Consider the following 19,688-nt stretch of genomic DNA (forward strand, 5'->3'; position numbering starts at 1 on the left):
CGCCGAGGAACGCCGCCCCCGCCTCCTACGAGAAAGCAGACCATGACCGCATCACCCGCCGCCGCTCTCACCGCCCGCGCCCAGGACGTCGCGCCGGAGATCGTCACCGACATCCTGACCCTCGTCCGCCACGAGACCAGCAGCCACGACCTGCCCGCCCTCGCGGCCGGCCTGGACCTCCTGCGCGAGCTGGCCGTCCACCGGCTCGGCCGGCCCGGCCACGAACAGCGCCACCCCGGCGGCGCGTGCGGCGACACCCTCACCCTCACCTATGCCGGCACCGGCCCCGGGCACGTCGCCCTCGTCGGCCACTACGACACCGTGTGGCCGACCGGCGCCCTCGCCGGCTGGGAGCAGCCGGAACCCTCCGCCGACGGCCGGGAGAAGCTCAGCGCACCGGGCGTCTTCGACATGAAGACCGGCCTGGCCCAGGGCGTCTGGGCCCTGAAGCTGGCCAGGGACGGCGGCACCCCCGTGCCCACCGTCACCTTCCTCCCTCTTCAACGGCGACGAGGAGCTCGGCTCCCTGTCCTCGCGGCCGGTGATCGAGGAGGTCGCGCGGAAGGCCGACGCCACGCCGGTGCTGGAACCCACCGCTCACGGCGCGGTCAAGACCGCCCGCAAGGGCTCCGGGATCTTCCGGGTCACGGCCACCGGCGTCGAAGCGCACGCCGGGCTCGCGCCCCAGGACGGGGCGAGCGCGATCACCGCGCTGTCCGAGTTCGTGGTCGCCGCCGCGGCCGTCGCCCGCCCCGACCGGGGCACCACCATCAACACCGGGCTCATCGAGGGCGGTTCCGCCACCAACGTTGTCGCCGGGCAGGCCACCGCCCGCGTCGACATCCGGGTCAGCAGCGCGGCCGAACAGGCACGGGTCGACGCGGAACTGGACGCCATCAGGGTCAGCGACCCCCGCGTCCGCCTCCACATCGACCACGCCTGGAACCGGCCGCCGATGACCCTCAACGCCGCGTCCGCCCCCCTGCTCGGCCTCGCCCGGGAGGTCGCCCGCGACCAGGGCCGCGACGACCTGCCCGACACCGCCGTCGGCGGCGCAAGCGACGCCAACTTCATCTCCGCCCTCGGCCTGCCCGTCCTGTGCGGCACGGGCGCGATCGGCGACGGTGCCCACGCCCGGGGCGAGTTCATCTACCCCGACACGGTCCCCGCCCAGACCGCCCTGGTCGCGGGCCTGCTGACACGACTGGCGGAGGGACTCTGAGTGGGTGACGGTCATGCCGGTGCCGGTCATCGCGGCCGGCAGACGGGCGGCGGGGGTGCTGCCCAGGCGCGAGCCGCGGGTGCTTTTGACGTCGACCACGAGGGTGTCGGTGCCGGCCGGGTCGTGGCCGAGGAGGTCGGCAGGCCGCCGGGACGCCCGGGCCGCGTACCTTCGGGCCCGCCCCGGCTCGTCGCGTCAGATCCAGCCGCGGTCGCGGGCCAGCAGCGCGGCCTGGAAACGGTTGCTGGCCCCCAACCGCCGCATCAGGTCACTGACGTGCCGGCGATAGGTCCGCACCGAGACACCGATCTGCCGCGCGCCGATCTCGTCCTTGTCCACCTGGCACAGTGTGGTGAGCACTTTCCGCTCGATGTCCTGAAGCTCGGGCTTCGGTTCCTCATCACCGGCGACCACGTCCTCAAAATCCTGTGCGCTCTCCCAGATGTGCTCGAAAAGCGCGACGGAACCGGCCACGACGCCGGGCTCGTGCACCAGCAGCGCACCGCGCTTGGTGTCGTCCGGGTCGATGGGGAGCAGGGCCTTACGACGGTCCACGATGAGCATCCGATCGAAATGCGAATCGGAGACCCGGGCCTGGGCGCCGCCGGCCACGATCTCCCGGAGCCGGGTGGTCGTGAGCGGATCCGACAGGGCGCTGGTGTGCACGATCGAGCGCATGACGACGCCCCGCTTGAGCAGCAGGGCGTCCCGCGGCCGTGCGTCTGCCAGCGCCTCGGTCGACAGCGGGCCGCACGGGTGGGCACACAGGACCTCACTGCGTGCGAAGAAAATCAGATCGTCCAGCCGGGAACGGATGCTCTCTATTCCTTCCAGACGCTCGACACCGAGCGTCTGCCCCTGGTCCGATTGCTGCTCCCGGGGCTCGTTCAGCCAGATGTCCATGTAGGTGTCGATGACGTGGCGGCAGGCGGTGGTACGCCGCAATCTCTCGTGCAGGTCGTGGAGTTGTCTGTCGATCAGGGCTTCCATGGCGCTCACCGGCGGATATGTCGCGACCTGTCCGTCCGGGGACTGGTGGATCAACCCGAGATCGAGCAACCGCTTGATTGCCTCCTCTGCCATGGGAAAATCGAGGGCGTCAGCCAATTCCTTGGCGGTCACACCTGGGTGGCGCAGAATGTAGCAGTAAGCCTCCTCGTCGGCTTCCGAAAGCCCCAGGTCGAAAAGTGTGTTTCGTTGCACCGCTTCCCCCAGTGGGAAAAAGGACCCGGTCAGGCACATAGGGTCACGCCATCGGCCCCCCTTGCCCGCGTGAACACCCCGGCACCAGAAGCACGTTAACTCTCTGTCAGGGGCTTGCCGGTCGGACTTAAGTAAAATCCAGGTAAAGCGGATCGGCCCGCGGCAATGCGCACAGCATCCTCGTATTTAATTCCTCACGGTTGCCGATCAGGCCGTTTATGCAAATCTTTTGCGGGTAAGCGCGTGTTTTGCCATGTCGATTGCAAAGTGGAGGTGGCCTCGCCAAGTCGCCTGCGCCCAACGGAGGATTCCGCCTTGCCGCGCGGTTCATATCAGCGGATGGGGATGCGGCGAACAGCCGGACCGTGCCCGCAGCCCGGTACGTGCCTCGGCGGTCTCCAGCCGGGAGTCGTTCCAGCCGAACGAGCACCGTTCGTCGATCCGCAGCGGCTGCAGTCCGGCGGGTATCACCTTCACCACGGCCCAGCCCATGGCACGCACGGCCGCCGGCAGCCGATGGGTCAGGTCGACGGCCAGGGGACGTGCACCCTGGGCATGCAGTCCCGCCAGGACGTGCTCCGTCGACGGCTGTCCGGCGTCGGGCCGCAGGGCCGCGGGTCGGGGCAGGAACCCGTCGCACCACCGCCGCACCGTCTCCCGTCCCTCGGGTGATGCGAACCACCGCGCCCGGTCCGTGTCCTCGGTGACGATCCCGGGCAGGGGCTGGTCCGCGTACCGGCGGCCGACCAGCCGCAGACACGACATCACCTGCAGGGCCTCCTGAAGTGCGCCCGCCAGGCTCTGGCCCGGGTCGGTGGAGGCGTTGCACCCGACGGCAGCGCCCTGGTCCCCGAGGAGGATTCCCACCACGCACGTCACCCCGTCCACTGCGGTGGGCACCTCGGCCAGTACCGGTTCCCATCCGCCGGCCTGGGCGTGCCGCAGGGCGGTGCCGAAGCTCCGCCACGACGGGGAGCCGGGGGCTGCCGCCAGGGAGGCGTCCGGGTCGATGCGCGGCAGCGCCAGCGCACGCGCCCAGGCGACGGTCAGGGCGTCCCGTTCGATGACCTCCAGTAGCGCCGAGCGCAGCGCCATCTCGTACCCGGCGCCGGCGGCCGCCCCGGACGGGCCGGGATCGAATCCCTCGCCGTCCTGCGGCCGGGTGGGGTGGTCGACGAGCCCCGCCGGCACCCACACGCGGTGGCCGTCGAGCAGCCTGCGCGCCGGGTACCAGGCGCGGACCCGTTCCTCGGGGTCGTCGGCGCCGAGCCCGGCCTCGTGGACATCGAGTACGTCGCCGTCCAGAGCGGTGGCCGCGGCCGTGCGGCCCTCTTCGGGCAGCGGACGCAGCGCGTACCGTTCGACGGCTTCTCCCGCCGCCCGGACCAGCACGTCCGACCGGTTGACCCCGTACGCGCCGACCACGTCATGGGAGAACGGCCTGGCCGGGTCGCCGGGCACCGGCTCTTCCGGGTGCCCGGCCAGCCGGACCATGCCCCGCCACAACGGCTCGCCCGGGCCCGGGGGCTCCAGGTGCCAGGCACGGCTGATCCGCGCCGGGGGGGCCAGGGTCGCGAGGACGTCGATCAACGTTGGCTCCTTCGCGGTCGCGGCTGGTCGATGATCTCCCGGTAGAGGGCGGTCAGTTCGGCGACGCCGAAGGCGCCCAGCATGGGCTGGCTGCCGCCCCAGGCCCGTGCCGCCCGCGAGGCCAGCTCGCCGGGCGGCGGGGCCCCGGTCCGCGGCAGAGCCGGGACGTCCCAGGCGGCGGCCAGGGCGCGGAATCCGGCGACCGGGTCGGCGGGCAGCCGCAGCGGCCCCAGGCCGCGCCGTAGCGCACGCCAGGCCGAGTGCAGCCGGACCGGGTCACCGAACCGCGTGTCCCCGGCGAGCAGCCTGGACCACACCACGGGCACCACCGAGACGGTGGCCGTCATCTTGCGTACCGCGGCGAGCGCGGACAGTTCGTTGGCCAGATACCAGATCTTTCCCCCGAACGGGTCGCGGCCCAGGGTTGTCCAGCCGAGCACGGTCCGCGCGCTGAGCAGGGCCACGTCGGTGCGCAGCGCGGCGGGCACCCCGTGCCGTTCGCCGGCCGCCTCGGCTCCCGAGCGGCCCAACTGGCCCAGGAGCGCCAGCAGTTCCGCATCGGACGCACCCGGGCACTGCCCGGCCGGAGGCAGCGCGTGGATGTTGAGCAGCCGCATCATCGCCTCCAGCACCCCCTCCAGCACGAGCCGCCGGGGCAGGCCCGCGGTGGCCGCGGGGTCGAGGGCGGCGGTGCTCGGGGTGAGGACGTCACCCGCGAGGAGCTTTCGCCCGCCGTCGGTGCGGACGGTCGCCAGGGAGCTGACCTCGGCGGCGGTTCCCACGGTGGTGGGGACCGTGGTGAAGTGGGGAACCGGCCTCCGGCCGGGCGGGCAGAGGACCAGTCCGGGCCTGGGATGGCGGCGTATGAGGGCGGGCAACTCGGGCCGGCTGATGATCGCCCGGGCGACGGCGGCGGCGTCCAGCACACTGCCGCCGCCGACCGCCACCATGTGCCGGGCGCCGCCCAGCGCGTCGGCCACCTCCTCCGCCGTCGTCAGGGTGATGTCCTCCGGTCGCAGCCCGATGCGCCGCAGCCGCTTTCCCGCCGGGCCCGCCAGGTCGTCCACGAAGCCTTCGGGAAGGTTCGCGTCGGTCACCAGTCCCACCGGGGCATCGGAGCCGGCCTGGCGCACGGCCTGGCGGGCGGCGCCCTGGCCGATCAGGAGCTCCGTGGGCCGGCTCCACCGCACCGGCTGGGCGGCCGCGGCGGGCTCGGCGCGAGCGGCGAGCGGTACCACGGTGGTCATCGGACCTCCGCCAGCCCCTTGTGCACGGCCGTGCACAGCTCGTGCGTCTCCTCGTCGGTGAGCGTCAGCGGCGGGACGAGCTGCACGCAGCCGGGGCCCGGGTGGACCAGCGCCCCATGGCCGCGGATCGCCGCGATGGCCTGCTGCACCCGCTCGGCGCTGTACGGTGCGCCGTCGTCCTCGGCGAGCTGGATCCCCCGGAAGCAGCCCCGGCCGGTGGTGGCCGTCACGAAGGGCAGCTCGGCGGCGAGCTCGCCGAGCAGCGTGTCGAGCGCACTCGCCACCCGGGCGCCGGACTCCAGGGCGGACAGCTCCGCGAACTGCTCAAGCGTCGCCGTGATCGCGGCACACGTGGGCGGCGTTCCGGCCTGTGTCTCCCCGTGCACCAGCAGCGCGTCGGCCCGCTCGAAGGCATCACAGACGGCGTGCGACGCCAGGACCGCGGACGCCGCGCAGGTGCCGTTGGTCAGTCCCTTGGAGGTGACCAGCAGGTCCGGGGGCTGCGCCCAGGTGGAGCTGGCGAACAGCGGCCCGGTGCGCCCGTACCCCGTGGCCACCTCGTCGGCGACGAGCAGGAAGCCGTACTCGCGGCGCAGTTCCAGCAGTGCGGCGAGCGTCGCGGGCGGCAGTTCACGGGCGCCGGACCCGAACACCGGCTCGCACACCACCGCCGCCACCCGGTGGCCTTCACGCCGCATCAGCCGTTCGAGGTCCTCCGGGCGGTCCGGGTCGACGTGGCGGACCAGCCGGGTGTCCACTCCGTACAGGTGCTGCCCGAGCTCCTCGCCGGAGAGGGAGAACGCCCCGTAGGTCAGGCCGTGGTAGCCGCCCTTGAAGCCGACGACCAGGCGGCGCTGCGGCTCACCGGTGAGCAGGGCGTGGTGGCGGGCGGTCTTCATCACCAGGTCGTTGGCGGAGCTCCCGGAGGTGGAGAAGATCACCCGGCGGAAGACGGCCGGACCGGCGGCATCGGTCAGGGCACGGGCGGCGTCCAGGGCGTAGGTGTGCGAGTAACGGAAGAGCGTGAGGTACGACGCCTCGCGCATGGCCCGGTCGACGGCGTCGGCGACGGCGGCGTTGCCATAGCCGAGGTTGACGTTCCACAGTCCGCTGGTGGCGTCCAGGACCTGCGAGCCGTCGTCGAAGCGGAGCCTGGCGCCGGTGGCGGCCACGGCCCGCCGCTCGGGCTTGCCGTACGATCCGGGCGGCACGAGCAGTTCCCACAGCGGGTAGTGACGCTTGTCCGGGTTCATGACGGCCTCCTGGCGATGACAAGGGTGTTGCCCTCGGTGGGGCGGCCGAGGTGGTCGCGCACCGTGCCGGTGGACTCGATCTCGAACCCGGCCGCGACGAGCTCGGATGTCAGCTGTTCAGGCGTCACCAGGTGCACGAACGAGGTGACCAGCAGCGGGGCGGCGCCTCGGGCGATGCTCAGCGCGGCCACATGGCGGCCGGTGAGATCCGGCTCCACGTACCCGATGAGGGTCACCACGGCGTCATCGATGACAAAGGTGTTGATCTCCTCCTCCCCGGGCGGGATGTCCGGCGTGTGGACGGTGAGCAGGAAGCGGCCGCCCGGCAGCAGATGCCGGTACACGCCGCGCAGGAAGCCGGGCCGCCACTCGGGGGGAACCAGCCCGATGGTCGTGATGCCGAGCAGGGCGGCCTCGAAGCGGGTGTCCAGGTCGAGGGTGAGCATGTCCTGGCGGAGCACGGTCAGACGGTCCGCGGCTCGGCGCGCCGGGAGCCGTCCGACCTGGGCGGCGAGTGCGGCCAGCAAGGAGGCGGAGGTGTCCACTCCGGTGACCTGGTGCCCGGCGAGCAGCAGCGGCAGGGTCAGCCGGCCGGAGCCGCAGGCGAGTTCGAGGACCGGGCCCTCGGTGTCGCGCAGTGCGGTGACGACCTCGTTGATCTCGCTCAGGTCGTGGCTGGCCATGAGGTGGTAGACCGGGCCGCCGACGTCGTCGTACAGGTCGGCGATCCTCAGGTCCGCACCGAGCGCCTCGGCGATCCGGCTCGCGGTGCCCGGTGGGATGTGCGGGCCGCCGGCGTGCGATGCCGTCGCCGGGGAGGTCACGATCGCAGTCCGCGCGCTCATGCCGCGCTCATCTCCGGCAGCGTCAGACGGGAGTAGCTGCCGCGGACGGCTTCCACACCGATCCCCAGAGCGGCGGCGGCGACCGTGTGGGCCTCTCGCTCGTCGCCGCAGACCATCTTCGCTTCGGCGAGCAGCGCCACGTCCTGGCTGACCTTGAACGTCCGGCCGCTGTCCGGGTAGAGCAGGAAGCAGGTGCCGTCCTCCGCCCTAGCGATCAGGGGCAGATCCGCGCCCTCGACCGGCTCGGCCGGGACGCCCGGGCACAGCCGCATGCCGAATCCGGATATCCGTACGGGGCCGGCCGCGACCGTGCTCAGCGTCCGGGCGGCGTCCAGCGCCCGCAGGTAGCGCGGCAGCCAGGGACGCTCGGCGCGGGCCCGCTCCAGCGCTCCGGCGGGGAGCACTCCGTCCAGGGCGGGATCGGCGCTGCGGGCGGCGGCCGCGGCCCGTACCGCGGCGGCGCCGTCCGCCAGGGGGGCGAGATCGGCGCCGCCGGGGGCGGTGCGGACCATGCCGTTCCCGGCGACGTACAGGCGGGCGACTCCGCTGGGTGCCGCGCCGGCGAGCGCCGGGGTGTCGGCCAGGACGACACTGGGGTGCACCAGCCACTGAGGCAGGCCGTCACCGGTGACGGCGGCGTCCGCGTCGGCGAGGAAGGACGTCAGATCGTCCTCTCCGGTGATCCGCACGACCGTGCAGCCGACCAGCGCGACGAAGCCGAGCGAGACGTAATCGAACACCTGGATGTGGAGTTCGTCCGCGACCACCAGGTCTTCGCCGCAGTTCAGCACGCTGCCCTCGACGGGGACCGCGGGAACCGGCAGGCTGTCCGCCGCGCTCGGCTCCGCGAAGACCGCTCCGTCCGCGTCCAGCAGTCCGGAGGCGGCGAGCGCCGACAGGTCGGCCCCGGGCTCGGCGACGACTTCCAGGGCGGTGTCCGCCGCCCTGTCGTAGTGTCCGCGGAACCAGCGCTGAAGCCTGTCGGCTGCCGGCAAGGTGGATCGTTCCGGCTGCGGCCGGTGGGGTGACGTGGTCATGATCGCTCCCAGCGTGAGTTGATGAACACCAGATGGTCGAGGTGCCAGGACGGGTCCGTCAGGCAGGCTCAGGGAGAAGTCAGGTAGTCGAGGAGGCGAGCGCCCAGGGACATCCGGCCGAGTTCCACGCGCGCGCTACCGGCTGCGGCGGGCAGGACGGCATCGTCGGCGAGCGGACGCACGGTGGCGGGGACGCGCGTACCGGTGCGCACGGGGACGATCGCGGTCAGCGGAACGTGGGCCGTGCGGGCGGCACCCGGGGCGACGGCGGTACGGTCGAGTGTCCTGCCCACCAGGATTCCCTGGGTGCGCAGCCGGACGGGCGCGCCGGCCGGTATGGCGGAGGAGTCATGGCCCGGCGCCAGTACGAGGACGGGCCGGCCGTTCACCGTCGCGTACCCGGCCGGGATCTGCCGGTCGACGGTGACCTGGGTGAGCAGCACCGCGGCCGCGGCCACCGCGGCCAGCCCGATCCCGGCCAGGCGCAGGACCGATCCGCCGGCCGCCCGGACCTCGCCCACCGTGCGGAGCACCAGCTTGCAGGCCAGGAAGGCGAGGGTCCCCAGCAGCAGCCACAGCAGGGTGACGCCGAACAACTGGAGCCCGCCGATCAGACCGCTGACGATCGACAGCCCGGTGCCGATCAGGTACAGCGGGAAGAGCTGGCAGGCCACACCGTAGGCGACGGCCCAGCGCACCTGCGGCAGTTCCCGCGGCCGGTGACCTCCCGCGAGGCGGATCACGGTCGCGGTGCGGGCGTCGGCCATGGCCCTGGCGCGGAGGTTGGGGATGTCCAGGTGGCTCATCAGCGCCAGGTAGCCGTCGAACTTCACCAGGGGCAGGAGGTTGAAGACCCCGTACAGCCAGCAGGCGACCGCGAAGATGAGCAGTCCGTCGTGCACCTGACCGCTCGTGGCCGGGGCGACGAGTGCCGCCACCGCGCCGATCAGGCTCTGGACACCGACCCCGGCGAGCGCGACGGCCACCCGCTGTTCCTTGCGGGGCAGCCGCCAGCCGGGCGAGACATCGCAGAAGAAGGCCAGGGTGAGGTAATACAGCATCACCCCGATCCGGGTGGGGCGCTGGCCGTAGTGGGTGAGCACCGCGCCGTGGCCGACCTCGTGCACCGCCGTGACCAGCAGCAGCCCCAGGATGACGCTCGGATACGTCCACGGGCTCGTGGGGGTGGAGATGGCCAGCCACACCGCCTGCGCCTGCACCGCCAACGCCACCAGTCCCGAGACCAGCAGCACGACAAGGGCCTGGCGGCCGCGCCGGGACAGCAGGGCGCCGGTGACCGGGAGGAGCCGGACCATCATGCGGTCCGGGTTCCAGAGGGTGAACTGCAAGGTCATCGGTGGTACGAAGCGCAGCCTGCGCGCCTTGGCGCCGTCCGGCCGGCCCACCGCCTTCCGGCGGGCCGGCCTGCCGTGCGCGCTCCCGGCCGTGCCGCCGGGGCCGGCCGCACCGGCCAGCAGACCGAGCCGGGAGAAGGACTCCAGCGCTTCCCGCACGCGCTCCTCGGTCCAGGGAGCACCGAGGTCCTCGGCGAGCCCGGCGGGTGAGCGGGTGCCGTCCAGCCGGTCCAGCAGCCGGGCGGCGTCCGCACCGACCCGGAAGTAACGCTCGCCGTACTGCACGAGCCAAGGACCCTGGCCCTCCTGAGGCGGCTGCACCCGCACGTCCGGGTGCCGGGCCGGCAGGGGCGTCAGGGGCGTCGTCGTGGTCATGATCGCTCCTTCACACCAGATCACGGCGGGTGAAGGACTGCTGGGCGGCGAGCGCGGCGGCAGCACCCCAGGCGAGCAGCAGCAGCACGCCGTACCCGGCCGTCAACCGTTCCGGGAGCGACGGGTCTTCCATCACCGCGTCCTGGGCGCCTCCGGGCAGGTACTTCCCCACGGAGGGGAAACTCTTGAGGATCATCGTCTCGGCCGTGGTGGTCCACACCATCAGGACCACGATCGCCAGCAGCTGGCTGCGCAGCAGGAAGCCGATCGCGGCGCCCCACGGGCCGGCGAACAGGCAGACCAGGACGATGCTCCCGCAGACGGCCCAGGTCCGGTCGTCCATGACCAGCGAGGCGTCGTGCGCCCGGAACCCCAGCCAGGCGACCAGCAGGGCCCCGCCCGCCGAGACGATGCCGAAGATCACCCCACCGATCGCGCCGGTGGCGAGTTTGGCGGCCAGCAGAGCCGTGCGTGAGGGAGCGTAGAGCACGCTGCGTCCGATGGCGCCGGACCGGTACTCGTTGGTCACCATAATCGCGCCGAAGAGCATGGCGAACAGCGCTCCGGCGAAGCCGAGGCCGACGACGGTGTGGGAGACGCTCGCCAGGCCGGCCGTCCCCGGGACACGGGCGGCGGACAGTTTGTCGCCGAGGCCGCCCAGCTGCGACGTGCTGATCAGCGCCTGGTTGATGACGAGCATGGCGGGCAACGCGAATCCGCTGCGGGCCTTGAGCAGTTCAGCCGACAGCTGCCGGCGCGGGCCGGTGGAATCGGACATGGTTCAGCTCCCTTGTGCGCTTGCCAGTTCGAGGTACGCGCTCTCCAGCTGCTCGGGGTCGTTGTCGCCCAGTTCCTCCAGCGATCCGGAGAAGAGCACCTGCCCGCGGAGCACGACGACGTCGTCGACGGTGCGTGCCACTTCGGAGAGCATGTGGCTGGCGATGAGGACGGTCCGGCCCTCGGCGGCCAGTGACCCCACGAGGTCGCGCATCCAGCGGATGCCTTCCGGGTCGAGGCCGTTGAGGGGTTCGTCGAGTACCAGCAGTTCGGGGTCGGGGAGCAGCGCGGTGGCCAGGGCGAGGCGCTGACGCATGCCCGTGGAGCAGGAGCGGACCCGTTTCCTTGTCGCCTCGGCGAGCCCCACCTTGCGCAGCGCCTCGTCGACGCGTTGCCCGGACAGGCCCAGCGAGCGGGCGGCGACCTGAAGTTGGCGCCCCACCGTGACATTGGGGTGGAAGCCGAGGGAGTCCATGGTCACGCCGACGCGGCCGTGCACCGTCACCGTGCCGGAGTCCGGACGTACCAGGCCGAGCAGGCATCGCAGGGTGGTGCTCTTGCCGGCGCCGTTGGGTCCGAGCAGCCCGGTGACCCGGCCGGGCCTGACCTCGAACGACACGTCCCGCAGCACCTGGTGGCCGCCGTAACTCTTGCTGAGCTTGTCGAACACCGCGGTGGGTGCGGCAGTCGCGCCCTGGTTCATGACTGCCCTCCGTGCTGCTCGTGCCCGGCGGGGAGGGAACGGAGAGCTCCGGGGCTGTCCGCGGCGGCGACGCTGAGGGTGGGGCCCCCGCCCCTGGGTACAGCGAGCGGTGGAAGGGGCGTCTGGTCGGTCAACGACGAGTGCGGGGGCTTGGGCATGGCCAGTCTCCGGTGAACGCGCCTACAATGGGATCAAGTGCCCGGTGACGGGGCCGAATAGAGGTCGGCCCCGTCACCGGGTGAGTGCCTTTCGTCAGGACGCGGCATGGCCGGTACGTCCTTGAAGGCGGACGTCAGGGTGGCGTCCGGGAAGGCCGCGAAGTCCGACCCGAGGCTCGCCACAGCGGGGAGAACGCGGGCAGGAGGACGTGGAGCTCCTCGGCCTCGATCGAGCGGCGGCACCATGGGAGTTCCGCATGTGCCGGGCCGATCCGGTGCGCACCCTTAAGGCGTGCGAATCCTGAGAGACGACTCTCAGGTGAGCACGATGCCGATGGACACGGCCAGGGCGCCCGCGGAAGCGCCGGCGTAAGCGCCCCCGAAGACCTCGCCCCAGCCCGGGGCCTGCATCGACTCGAGCTCCTCGATCTGAACGTCGATCACGTGGTCCATGACGTACCTCTCTCTCGCTCGTTGACTGTCGCTCTGGAACTGCTGTCAGGTGAGCGCGATACCGGCGGCAGCGGCGCCGACGGTCGCGCCCGCGCCGACGATGCCCGCGCCGACTGCGGCGGCGGTGCCGAACTGCGTCCAGTCCCACAGAGTCTCCATGGACTCCAGTTCCTCGAACTTCAGATCCAGTTCGGTGTCCATTGCCGATCCTCTTTCACGGTTGGTGTGGGGATTTCCGCACGCCGCTGGTCCGGCGTGCGAATTGTGAGAGACGACTCTCAGGTGAGCACGATGCCGATGGACACGGCCAGGGCGCCCGCGGAAGCGCCGGCGTAAGCGCCCCCGAAGACCTCGCCCCAGCCCGGGGCCTGCATCGACTCGAGCTCCTCGATCTGAACGTCGATCACGTGGTCCATGACGTACCTCTCTCTCGTTTCGTCAGTGTCGGTCAGGAATTGCCGTCAGGTGAGCGCGACGGACACGCCGACGCCGATGATGGTCGCGCCGGCCCCGAATCCCGTACCGAACTGCGTCCAATTCCACAGAGTCTCCATCGACTCCAGCTCCTCGATCTGAACGTCGATCACGTGGTCCATGACATACCTCTCTCTCGGCTGGCCGGCCATCGGCCGGGAATTGTTGTCAGGTGAGCGCGACGCCCACAGCGGTGCCGATGCTGATGATGGTGGCGCCGGCTCCGAAGCCCGTACCGAACTGCGTCCAATTCCACAGAGTCTCCATCGACTCCAGCTCTTCGATCTGAACGTCGATCACGTGGTCCATGACATACCTCTCTCTCGGCTGGCCGGCCATCGGCCGGGAATTTTTGTCAGGTATGGGCGACGCTGACGCCGATGATTATCACGCCGACGCCGAATGTCGTCCCGCACCGACAGAGAAGAAATCGGCTGCGACAGCTTCCGCGCCTCTCCGCCGATTTCTTCCGGCACAAAGAACAATGCCAGATTCAATGCTCCCGGGGGAGAGCAAGAGGCGTCATCTTTGTGCAGTGCGCATTGCAGCCTCCTGCCATGACGACGGCCGGCCGCGCTCGGTGGAATAGACGGAAATCGCCTGGTGACCGGCGGCCCGAGCGGGCCGCCGGTCACCAGGCGATGGTGTGTGCTGAGGTCGACCGTGAGACGTCGGCTCACGACCTCAACGCGATATTTCCGAGGCCTGGTCGGCCACCGGAGATATGGAAGTTCCGCTGCTGTCCTGCTACGCCCCGGACTGCGGCGAGGCCTTGACACTCACGGCCGGCCCGGGCCCCTGCACTATCGGTCGAGGCAGCGGGAAGGGATCATCGATCGGCCAGGTGATCGTGTGGAAGCCGTCGGCGCGCACGGGTGCCGCCTGGGCGGGAGTCGCCATCGCCGCAGAGGCGGTCACCGCGATGATCCCCACCGCGGCCAGCCCCGCGGCCTTGCGTGAAACAGACGTGATCTTACGCATGTAAGACTCCTTGAGTCGAGTTTCCTTGCCAGCCGGCTTAATTGCCTGCCGGCCGGGTGTGCCATACCGCGACGGGAATGCGACAAACCGGTCGGGTAAACCCTCAGTGCGTCTCGGCAACGGCCTTCAGCGCACCACAGCGCTGCTGCCGCCCCGTTCCGTCACGACAATCGGCTGGGGGTCGTCCTCGATCGGCCCCGGCTTTTGGCAGTGGGCAGCGGGGAGCAGGCAGTAAACACCGGGTTTGATGCCGCAGCAGATGTCGGTGGTGTCGCCCCTTTCACCGCAGAAACGGGCGACGCACCTGGGGTCGGACATCATGGGGGCCGCCTGAGCGGGAGCGGCAAACGCTACTGAGGCGGCGCACGCGATGATTCCCATCGAGGCCAGGCCCGCGGCCCTGCGCGAAACAAATCTGATCTTTCCCATGGCAGACTCCTTTGGCCGGGTTTCCTTGCATCCGATTCTATTGCCGCTGCCGCCGCTTCCAAGGGAGCGCAATTGCAGTTTCCTGCACCCGCCTGGCAAGGGTGTGCCATTCCCCGGCCGGAATCCGGTGACGGTCACGCGTCGGTGGACGTCAAAAAGCCTTTCGCCCCCGGTCAACGGGGGCGAAAGGCTTTCCGGTGAGACGCCGAGTCGCCTTACTTGTCCCAGGTGGCGAACTCCGGCTCGTAGTCCGCCAATGTGGCTCGTCCGCCGGCATTCTGACTGACCGACGAAGAAGCGGAGTGATGGCTCATCTCTTCTGCGGCATCCACGATCACGCCGATCGCAGCGATACCCAAGGCTCCTGCAATGACAGTGACAATTGCTCGGCGACGAGTCGAACCGATCTTCATCTGGACACTCTCCTTGCTCTCAGCCCCCCGGAACATCGTTGCGACAGCGGTGACGTACCACAAGCCGGAGCTTCTACAGCTTCGTGCAGCCGAGTTGCAGGATCATGTCACGCAGGGTTGTCCGGCACGAGAGGGGACTTTCTGCCGCCATCGCGGTGGAAAGCACGAGCCGGAGCCGGAATCACCAGCGCACCCAGGGCGATTGCAAAGTCGCCGTGATCTCGTGAGTGTGCGGGTCACGGCGGTTACGCCCTGCATGTGGCGAAGGTTGAGCGGAGCCATGGGTTCATGCGAGCGGAGGTCCCGGCGCACGAAGCATGAGCGCGAAGCGGTGGCGCTCGCCGTGGAGATCAGGAAGGCTTCCGCGCATGGTCTCTGTTGTGCAGAACGTGGCGATCGACTGTGCGGATGCCTACGAGCTTGCTCGGTTCTGGAGCAGTGTGACCGGGCGCCCGCTGCATCCGGAGGACCGGCCGGGCGCCCGCGAGACCCAGGTTCTGCTGGCGGAGGGTCCGGTGCTGTACTTCAACCAGGTGCCCGAGGCCAAGGCGGTCAAGAACCGGGTCCATCTGTGCTTGCGCCCTGAGACCTCGCGCGATCAGGAGGTGGACCGGCTGCTGGGGCTCGGTGCCACCTTCGTCGCGGACCACCGCAATCCCGACGGTTCAGGCTGGGCCGTCCTCGCTGATCCCGAAGGCAACGAATTCTGCGTCCTGCGCAGTGAGTCCGACCGGGCCGCCGCGCATCCCGAGGTCAGCCGTACAACGCCACCCGAGGCTTCACCGTGACGTCCGACGGTGACAGGAACGGCCCGGTGTCCCGGGAGGTCACCAGGAGTTGGGGGCGACGGTGTGGGGTTGCGGTAGGTGACCGTGACTTCCTGGAGGGCCTCGGGACGAAGCGGGCTCGTGGGCAGGGGCACGAAGTCCGTGGGTATGGCGGGCTCCTGGGCGTGGGAGGCCGGCGGCGGGGCCGCGAGGGCGGGGCCCGCCGTGGTCAGACCGGAGACGCCCTCAGACTACGCAGCGGGTCCTCCCAGGCGGCGCGGCACCGCGTACCCTCCGCCGTTCCACACGTGAACGACATCGCAACTACCGCCGGGTAGTGGGGAGATCGCGTGGAAGGCGGGCCACACGAGTGATCCCCGTTCCCTTCCCCCTCCCCGTGAGCTAGAAACTTCAACGACCAGCACCACCACACCACCCGGCACTCCACAGGGTGGTCGACGGCACACGCGCCGCGCCCGAAGGGGATTGACCACAGTGACCGAGCAAGCTCACGGAACGGGACGGTCCGGCACGCGCGCCCGCAGACGCCTGCCGCGTCTGAGGATCGCCCTCGCCGCCGCCGTCTCCTTCGCTCTCGCCGGAGCCGCCGCCCAGGCCATGGCCGGCCAGCCCGAGGGCGGCGACGGGCAGCCGACCGTGCCGACCCTGTCCTGGTCCGACTGCCAGGGCGGCTTCGAGTGCGCGAACGCCGACGTGCCGTTGGACTACCGCGACCCGCAGGGCAAGACCATCACCCTGGCGGTCATCCGGAAGAAGGCCCCGGACCAGACCAAGAAGAAGGGCACACTCTTCCTTCAGCCCGGCGGCCCCGGCAACTCCGGCGTGGACTTCGTACGCGGCAACTACGCCGGCCTGCCCGCAGCCCTGCGCGACTCCTTCGACGTCTTCGGCTACGACGTACGCGGCGTCGGGCGCAGTTCGGCGGTCACCTGCTGGGACGATCCGACGTTCACGCAGGCCGTCACCGCCGCCAAGGGCGTCCCCGGCCCGGACGCCTACGAGACAGCCGTGCGCCAGGGCGCCGCGTTCGACCAGGCCTGCGAGGACAACGCGGGCGAGCTGGTGCCGTACGTGGGCACCGGGTACGTCGCCCGTGACATCGATCTGCTGCGTCAGGCCCTCGGGGAGGACCAACTGACGTATTACGGGCGGTCGTTCGGGAGTTACATCGGCACCGTCTACGCCGCGATGTTCCCCGAGCGGGTGCGCGCGCTCGTCCTCGACGGGGCGTACGACCCCGAGCACTACGCCAACCAGCCGTACGCCTACGACCGGCCCCAGTACCTGGCCCTGGACGGCGCGATGAGCCGGTTCCTCGACTGGTGCGAGGGGGACCAGGACACGTGCGGGTTCGGGGACGGCGACCCGCGGGCCGCGTTCGAGAAGCTGAAGGCCGACCTCGACGCCAACCCCGTACCGACCGCCAACGGCGGCCAGGCGAACGGCTACACCGTCGTCTACCGCCTCATGTTCAACATCAACGAGGGCAAGGTCATCTGGCCCTCCCTCGGCGAGGCCCTGCGCAAGGCCCAGCAGCGCGACACCACCTCGTTCTTGCTCCGGCCGCCGTCCCCGGCCAGCTTCGACTTCCTCAACCCGAACATCGCGGTCGAGTGCGTCGACAAGGACTACCCGCGCAGCGCGGCCCTGCTGAAGCGTCAGGTCACCACCAACGCCAGACTGGCCCCGCTGCTCGGGCCGGCCATGGCGTACGGCCCGCCGCTCTACGACCACCAGCACGCCGCCACGTGCACCCAGTGGACCGGCGAGAAGCCCAGCCGCTACGACGGTTCCTTCCGGGCGAAGGGCTCCGCGCCGATCCTGGTGCTCGGCACGACCGGTGACCCGGACACCCCGTACCAGGACGCGGTGGCCCTGTCCCGCGAGCTCGACAACGGCCGGCTGCTCACCTTCCAGGCCGAGGGCCACACCGCCTTCGGGCGCAGCGCCTGTGCGACGGACGCCGTCACCGGCTACCTGGTGGACCTGAAGGTCCCCGCGCGCGGCACGACATGCGCGGACGAGACCCAGCCGCCGTCCGCCACACCGAAGGTGGCCCCTGCGGGCACGACCCTCGACGAACTCCGCAACGGTGTGAGCGACCGTCTGGACCGCCTCGGCGTCCTGCGCTGACCGGCCACTCCACGGCACCCCGGGTGCCGGGCCTCACCGGGCCCGGACCCGGGGTGTGCGCGTTTCCGGTGCTTCCCGCCCCTTGACCCCCTCTCGCGCGAGCCCGTAGAACTGCACTCGCAGAAACCGGTTACTACCGCTTACCGCAAGGGAAGGTCCCCGTGATGAGAGCCTCTGGAGACCGGGAAGAGCCCGCCGCGGACGGACCGGCCGGCCGCCCGGCGCCCGCCTCCCGCCGGGTGGTGCTCAAGGGCGCGGCCGTCACCGCCGGGCTGGCCGCCGCCGGGATCGCCACGACCCGGCCCGCCTGGGCCGAGGACAGCCCGCCGGACCGCCCGGAGAGCGTCACCGCCCGCATGGGCGGCACCTCCGTCACCCTGTCCCTGGTGGACGGCGCCCTGCGCTGGTCCGCCCGCCGAGGCGGCCGTACGGTGATCGACACCTCGGCGCTGGGCCTCCGGCTCGGCGACGGCACCGTCCTCGGCGCCGACGTCCGGGTGGTCCGGGAACGGTACGGCACCCACCGCACCACCTGGACCCCGGTCTACGGCCGCAACGCGAGCGTCACCGACCACTACCAGGAACAGCGCTGGGACCTGGCCGACCGGGCCTCGGGCATCCGCTTCGGCGTCCAGATCCGCGCGTACCGGACCGGCGTCGCCCTGCGCTACCTCCTCCTCGACGAGGGCACCGCCACCGTCGCCGACGAACTGACCACGTTCGTCTTCCCGGACGGCACCACCGTCTACAGCGCCCGCGACGAGAACGCCTACGAGCCGGTCGCGCCGGGCTCCATACCGGTCACCGGCACCTCCACCACGGACAACGGCCCGCTCACCGACCTGCCCCTGACCGCCACCCTCACCGGCGGGCTCATCGCCTGCGTCTGCGAGTCCTCGCGGGCCGACTACCCGCGGCTGATGCTGAGTTCGGTCGCCGGTGAGCCCAACACCCTCGCCGCCTTCCTCATGGAGCACACCGCCCGCGGCACCGGCCCCGTGGAGACGACCTCCACCGTCTCCACGCCCTTCGCCACGCCCTGGCGCGCGGTGGTGATCGGGGCCACCCACGCCGAACTCGTCGACAACGCCGAGCTGGTGCTCAACCTGGCACCGCCCAACGCCCTCCCCGACACCTCCTGGATCAAGCCCGGCAAGGTCTTCCGCTGCGAGCTCAGCACCGCCGCAGGGCTCGCGGGCGTCGACTTCGCCGTGGCCCGCGGCCTGGAGTACATCGAGTACGACGCCGGCTGGTACGGCCCGGAGTTCACCACCCCGGACGCGACGACACCGATCGCCGCGATCGACCTGCCGTCGGTCATCTCGTACGCCACGAGCAAGGACATCGGCGTCTTCCTCTACGTCAACCGGCTCGCGCTGACCGACGCCGACTCCCTCTTCGGCCTCTACAAGAGCTGGGGCGTGCGGGGCATCAAGCTCGGCTTCATCAACGACGGCACCCAGACGATGACCAACCAGATCATCGACTGGGCGAAGACGGCCGCCAAGCACCGCCTGCTGATCGACATGCACGACGACGTCCGGCCGTTCGGCTACGAGCGGACGTACCCGAACTGGATCAGCCTGGAAGGCGTACGCGGCAACGAGCAGTTCCCGACCGCCACCCACAACGTGACACTGCCGTTCGCCCGCAACATCGGCGGCCCGATGGACTACACGATCTGCTACGGCCAGTCCCGCGACAAGACGACCAACGCCCACCAGATGGCGATGGCCGCCGTCTACTACCAGCCCCTCAACTTCCTCTTCTGGTACGACAAGCCGTCCAAGTACGGCAACCCGGCGAACTGGCCCGGCCTGCCCTGGTTCAACGCCGTGCCGGTGACCTGGGACGAGAGCCGCACCCTGGCCGGCGCGATCGGCGAGTACATCGCCATCGCCCGCCGCAGCGGCCCCACCTGGTACCTGGGCGCGATGACCAACGAGTCGTCCAGGACGCTGTCCCTGCCCCTGTCCTTCCTCGGCAGCGGCAGCTACACGGCGACGGTCTACTCCGACGGCACCCCCGGCTCCAGCCCGTTCCGCACCCCGGTCGTGGTCGGCACCCGGACCGTCACCGCCGCCGACACACTCGACGTGGCCATGGCCCCGGCGGGCGGCCAGGCGGTGATCCTGACGCCGAGCTGATCCGGAGCAGGTGGGATCGCCCACCGGCACGCAGGGCGCCTGACGGGGAGGGTCCGCAGGCGCGCGGTTCCGCCGTGTGAGCGTCGGCTTCTCGTCTCAACTCGT

Annotated in this window: 20 protein-coding genes and 1 pseudogene; 4 read left to right on the forward strand and 17 right to left on the reverse strand. The window is 70.9% G+C overall.

Going from position 1 to position 19,688, the window contains the following annotated elements; genetic code table 11:
- Positions 1 to 42 precede the first annotated feature (42 nt).
- Positions 43 to 1,222: pseudogene (locus ACFZDA_RS37640) on the forward strand (M20 family metallopeptidase).
- A gap of 195 nt (positions 1,223 to 1,417) precedes the next feature.
- On the opposite strand, the gene ACFZDA_RS37645 reads toward ACFZDA_RS37640, so the two are convergent.
- The 17 genes from ACFZDA_RS37645 to ACFZDA_RS37725 form a co-directional block, all read right to left on the reverse strand.
- On the reverse strand, positions 1,418 to 2,464 hold the full coding sequence (locus tag ACFZDA_RS37645) for a helix-turn-helix domain-containing protein (RefSeq protein WP_391090342.1): 1,047 nt from the start codon (positions 2,462 to 2,464) through the stop codon (positions 1,418 to 1,420).
- A 288-nt stretch (positions 2,465 to 2,752) separates the two neighbouring features.
- A complete protein-coding gene (locus tag ACFZDA_RS37650) occupies positions 2,753 to 4,015 on the reverse strand; it encodes a YcaO-like family protein (protein WP_391090344.1) in 1,263 nt (420 codons plus the stop codon).
- Positions 4,012 to 5,262: an iron-containing alcohol dehydrogenase gene (locus ACFZDA_RS37655; protein ID WP_391090346.1), complete on the reverse strand. Its 1,251-nt coding sequence runs from the start codon at positions 5,260 to 5,262 to the stop codon at positions 4,012 to 4,014. Before ACFZDA_RS37655 ends, ACFZDA_RS37650 begins: the two co-directional genes overlap by 4 nt.
- On the reverse strand, positions 5,259 to 6,515 hold the full coding sequence (mpaD, locus tag ACFZDA_RS37660) for a daptide-type RiPP biosynthesis aminotransferase (RefSeq protein ID WP_391090348.1): 1,257 nt from the start codon (positions 6,513 to 6,515) through the stop codon (positions 5,259 to 5,261). The genes ACFZDA_RS37655 and mpaD overlap by 4 nt, the downstream gene beginning before the upstream one ends.
- Positions 6,512 to 7,360, reverse strand: a complete 849-nt coding sequence (gene mpaM / locus ACFZDA_RS37665; protein ID WP_391090350.1) for a daptide-type RiPP biosynthesis methyltransferase — start codon at positions 7,358 to 7,360, stop codon at positions 6,512 to 6,514. The genes mpaD and mpaM overlap by 4 nt, the downstream gene beginning before the upstream one ends.
- Positions 7,357 to 8,397, reverse strand: a complete 1,041-nt coding sequence (mpaB, locus tag ACFZDA_RS37670; RefSeq protein WP_391090353.1) for a daptide biosynthesis RiPP recognition protein — start codon at positions 8,395 to 8,397, stop codon at positions 7,357 to 7,359. The genes mpaM and mpaB overlap by 4 nt, the downstream gene beginning before the upstream one ends.
- A 68-nt stretch (positions 8,398 to 8,465) precedes the next feature.
- Positions 8,466 to 10,127, reverse strand: coding sequence for a daptide biosynthesis intramembrane metalloprotease (gene mpaP / locus ACFZDA_RS37675; RefSeq protein WP_391090355.1), 1,662 nt, complete (start codon positions 10,125 to 10,127; stop codon positions 8,466 to 8,468).
- A gap of 10 nt (positions 10,128 to 10,137) precedes the next feature.
- Positions 10,138 to 10,905, reverse strand: a complete 768-nt coding sequence (locus tag ACFZDA_RS37680) for an ABC transporter permease (protein ID WP_391090357.1) — start codon at positions 10,903 to 10,905, stop codon at positions 10,138 to 10,140.
- Between the two features lie 3 nt (positions 10,906 to 10,908).
- Positions 10,909 to 11,607: an ATP-binding cassette domain-containing protein gene (locus ACFZDA_RS37685; protein WP_391090359.1), complete on the reverse strand. Its 699-nt coding sequence runs from the start codon at positions 11,605 to 11,607 to the stop codon at positions 10,909 to 10,911.
- A 473-nt stretch (positions 11,608 to 12,080) separates the two neighbouring features.
- Positions 12,081 to 12,218, reverse strand: a complete 138-nt coding sequence (locus tag ACFZDA_RS37690) for a daptide-type RiPP (protein ID WP_391090361.1) — start codon at positions 12,216 to 12,218, stop codon at positions 12,081 to 12,083.
- Positions 12,219 to 12,263: 45 nt separating this feature from the next.
- Positions 12,264 to 12,419, reverse strand: a complete 156-nt coding sequence (locus ACFZDA_RS37695; protein ID WP_391090363.1) for a hypothetical protein — start codon at positions 12,417 to 12,419, stop codon at positions 12,264 to 12,266.
- Between the two features lie 77 nt (positions 12,420 to 12,496).
- A complete protein-coding gene (locus tag ACFZDA_RS37700; protein WP_391090361.1) occupies positions 12,497 to 12,634 on the reverse strand; it encodes a daptide-type RiPP in 138 nt (45 codons plus the stop codon).
- A gap of 45 nt (positions 12,635 to 12,679) precedes the next feature.
- Positions 12,680 to 12,814 (reverse strand): daptide-type RiPP, encoded by a 135-nt coding sequence (locus tag ACFZDA_RS37705; RefSeq protein WP_391090365.1) that lies wholly within the window; start codon positions 12,812 to 12,814, stop codon positions 12,680 to 12,682.
- Between the two features lie 46 nt (positions 12,815 to 12,860).
- On the reverse strand, positions 12,861 to 13,001 hold the full coding sequence (locus ACFZDA_RS37710) for a daptide-type RiPP (RefSeq protein WP_391090367.1): 141 nt from the start codon (positions 12,999 to 13,001) through the stop codon (positions 12,861 to 12,863).
- Positions 13,002 to 13,439: 438 nt separating this feature from the next.
- A complete protein-coding gene (locus ACFZDA_RS37715) occupies positions 13,440 to 13,673 on the reverse strand; it encodes a hypothetical protein (RefSeq protein WP_391090369.1) in 234 nt (77 codons plus the stop codon).
- A 126-nt stretch (positions 13,674 to 13,799) separates the two neighbouring features.
- Complete coding sequence (locus ACFZDA_RS37720) at positions 13,800 to 14,102, reverse strand: hypothetical protein (RefSeq protein ID WP_391090371.1); 303 nt, start codon at positions 14,100 to 14,102, stop codon at positions 13,800 to 13,802.
- A gap of 215 nt (positions 14,103 to 14,317) precedes the next feature.
- Positions 14,318 to 14,515, reverse strand: a complete 198-nt coding sequence (locus ACFZDA_RS37725; RefSeq protein ID WP_391090373.1) for a hypothetical protein — start codon at positions 14,513 to 14,515, stop codon at positions 14,318 to 14,320.
- Positions 14,516 to 14,883: 368 nt separating this feature from the next.
- On the opposite strand from ACFZDA_RS37725, the gene ACFZDA_RS37730 reads away from it, so the two are divergent.
- The 3 genes from ACFZDA_RS37730 to ACFZDA_RS37740 all read left to right on the forward strand — a co-directional run bounded on the left by ACFZDA_RS37730 (position 14,884) and on the right by ACFZDA_RS37740 (position 19,583).
- A complete protein-coding gene (locus ACFZDA_RS37730; protein ID WP_391090375.1) occupies positions 14,884 to 15,303 on the forward strand; it encodes a VOC family protein in 420 nt (139 codons plus the stop codon).
- A gap of 597 nt (positions 15,304 to 15,900) precedes the next feature.
- A complete protein-coding gene (locus ACFZDA_RS37735; RefSeq protein ID WP_391090529.1) occupies positions 15,901 to 17,436 on the forward strand; it encodes an alpha/beta fold hydrolase in 1,536 nt (511 codons plus the stop codon).
- Positions 17,437 to 17,600: 164 nt separating this feature from the next.
- On the forward strand, positions 17,601 to 19,583 hold the full coding sequence (locus ACFZDA_RS37740; RefSeq protein ID WP_391090377.1) for a glycoside hydrolase family 97 catalytic domain-containing protein: 1,983 nt from the start codon (positions 17,601 to 17,603) through the stop codon (positions 19,581 to 19,583).
- Positions 19,584 to 19,688 lie beyond the last annotated feature (105 nt).

The organism is Streptomyces sp. NPDC007991, from assembly GCF_042958445.1.
GTDB lineage: Bacteria > Actinomycetota > Actinomycetes > Streptomycetales > Streptomycetaceae > Streptomyces.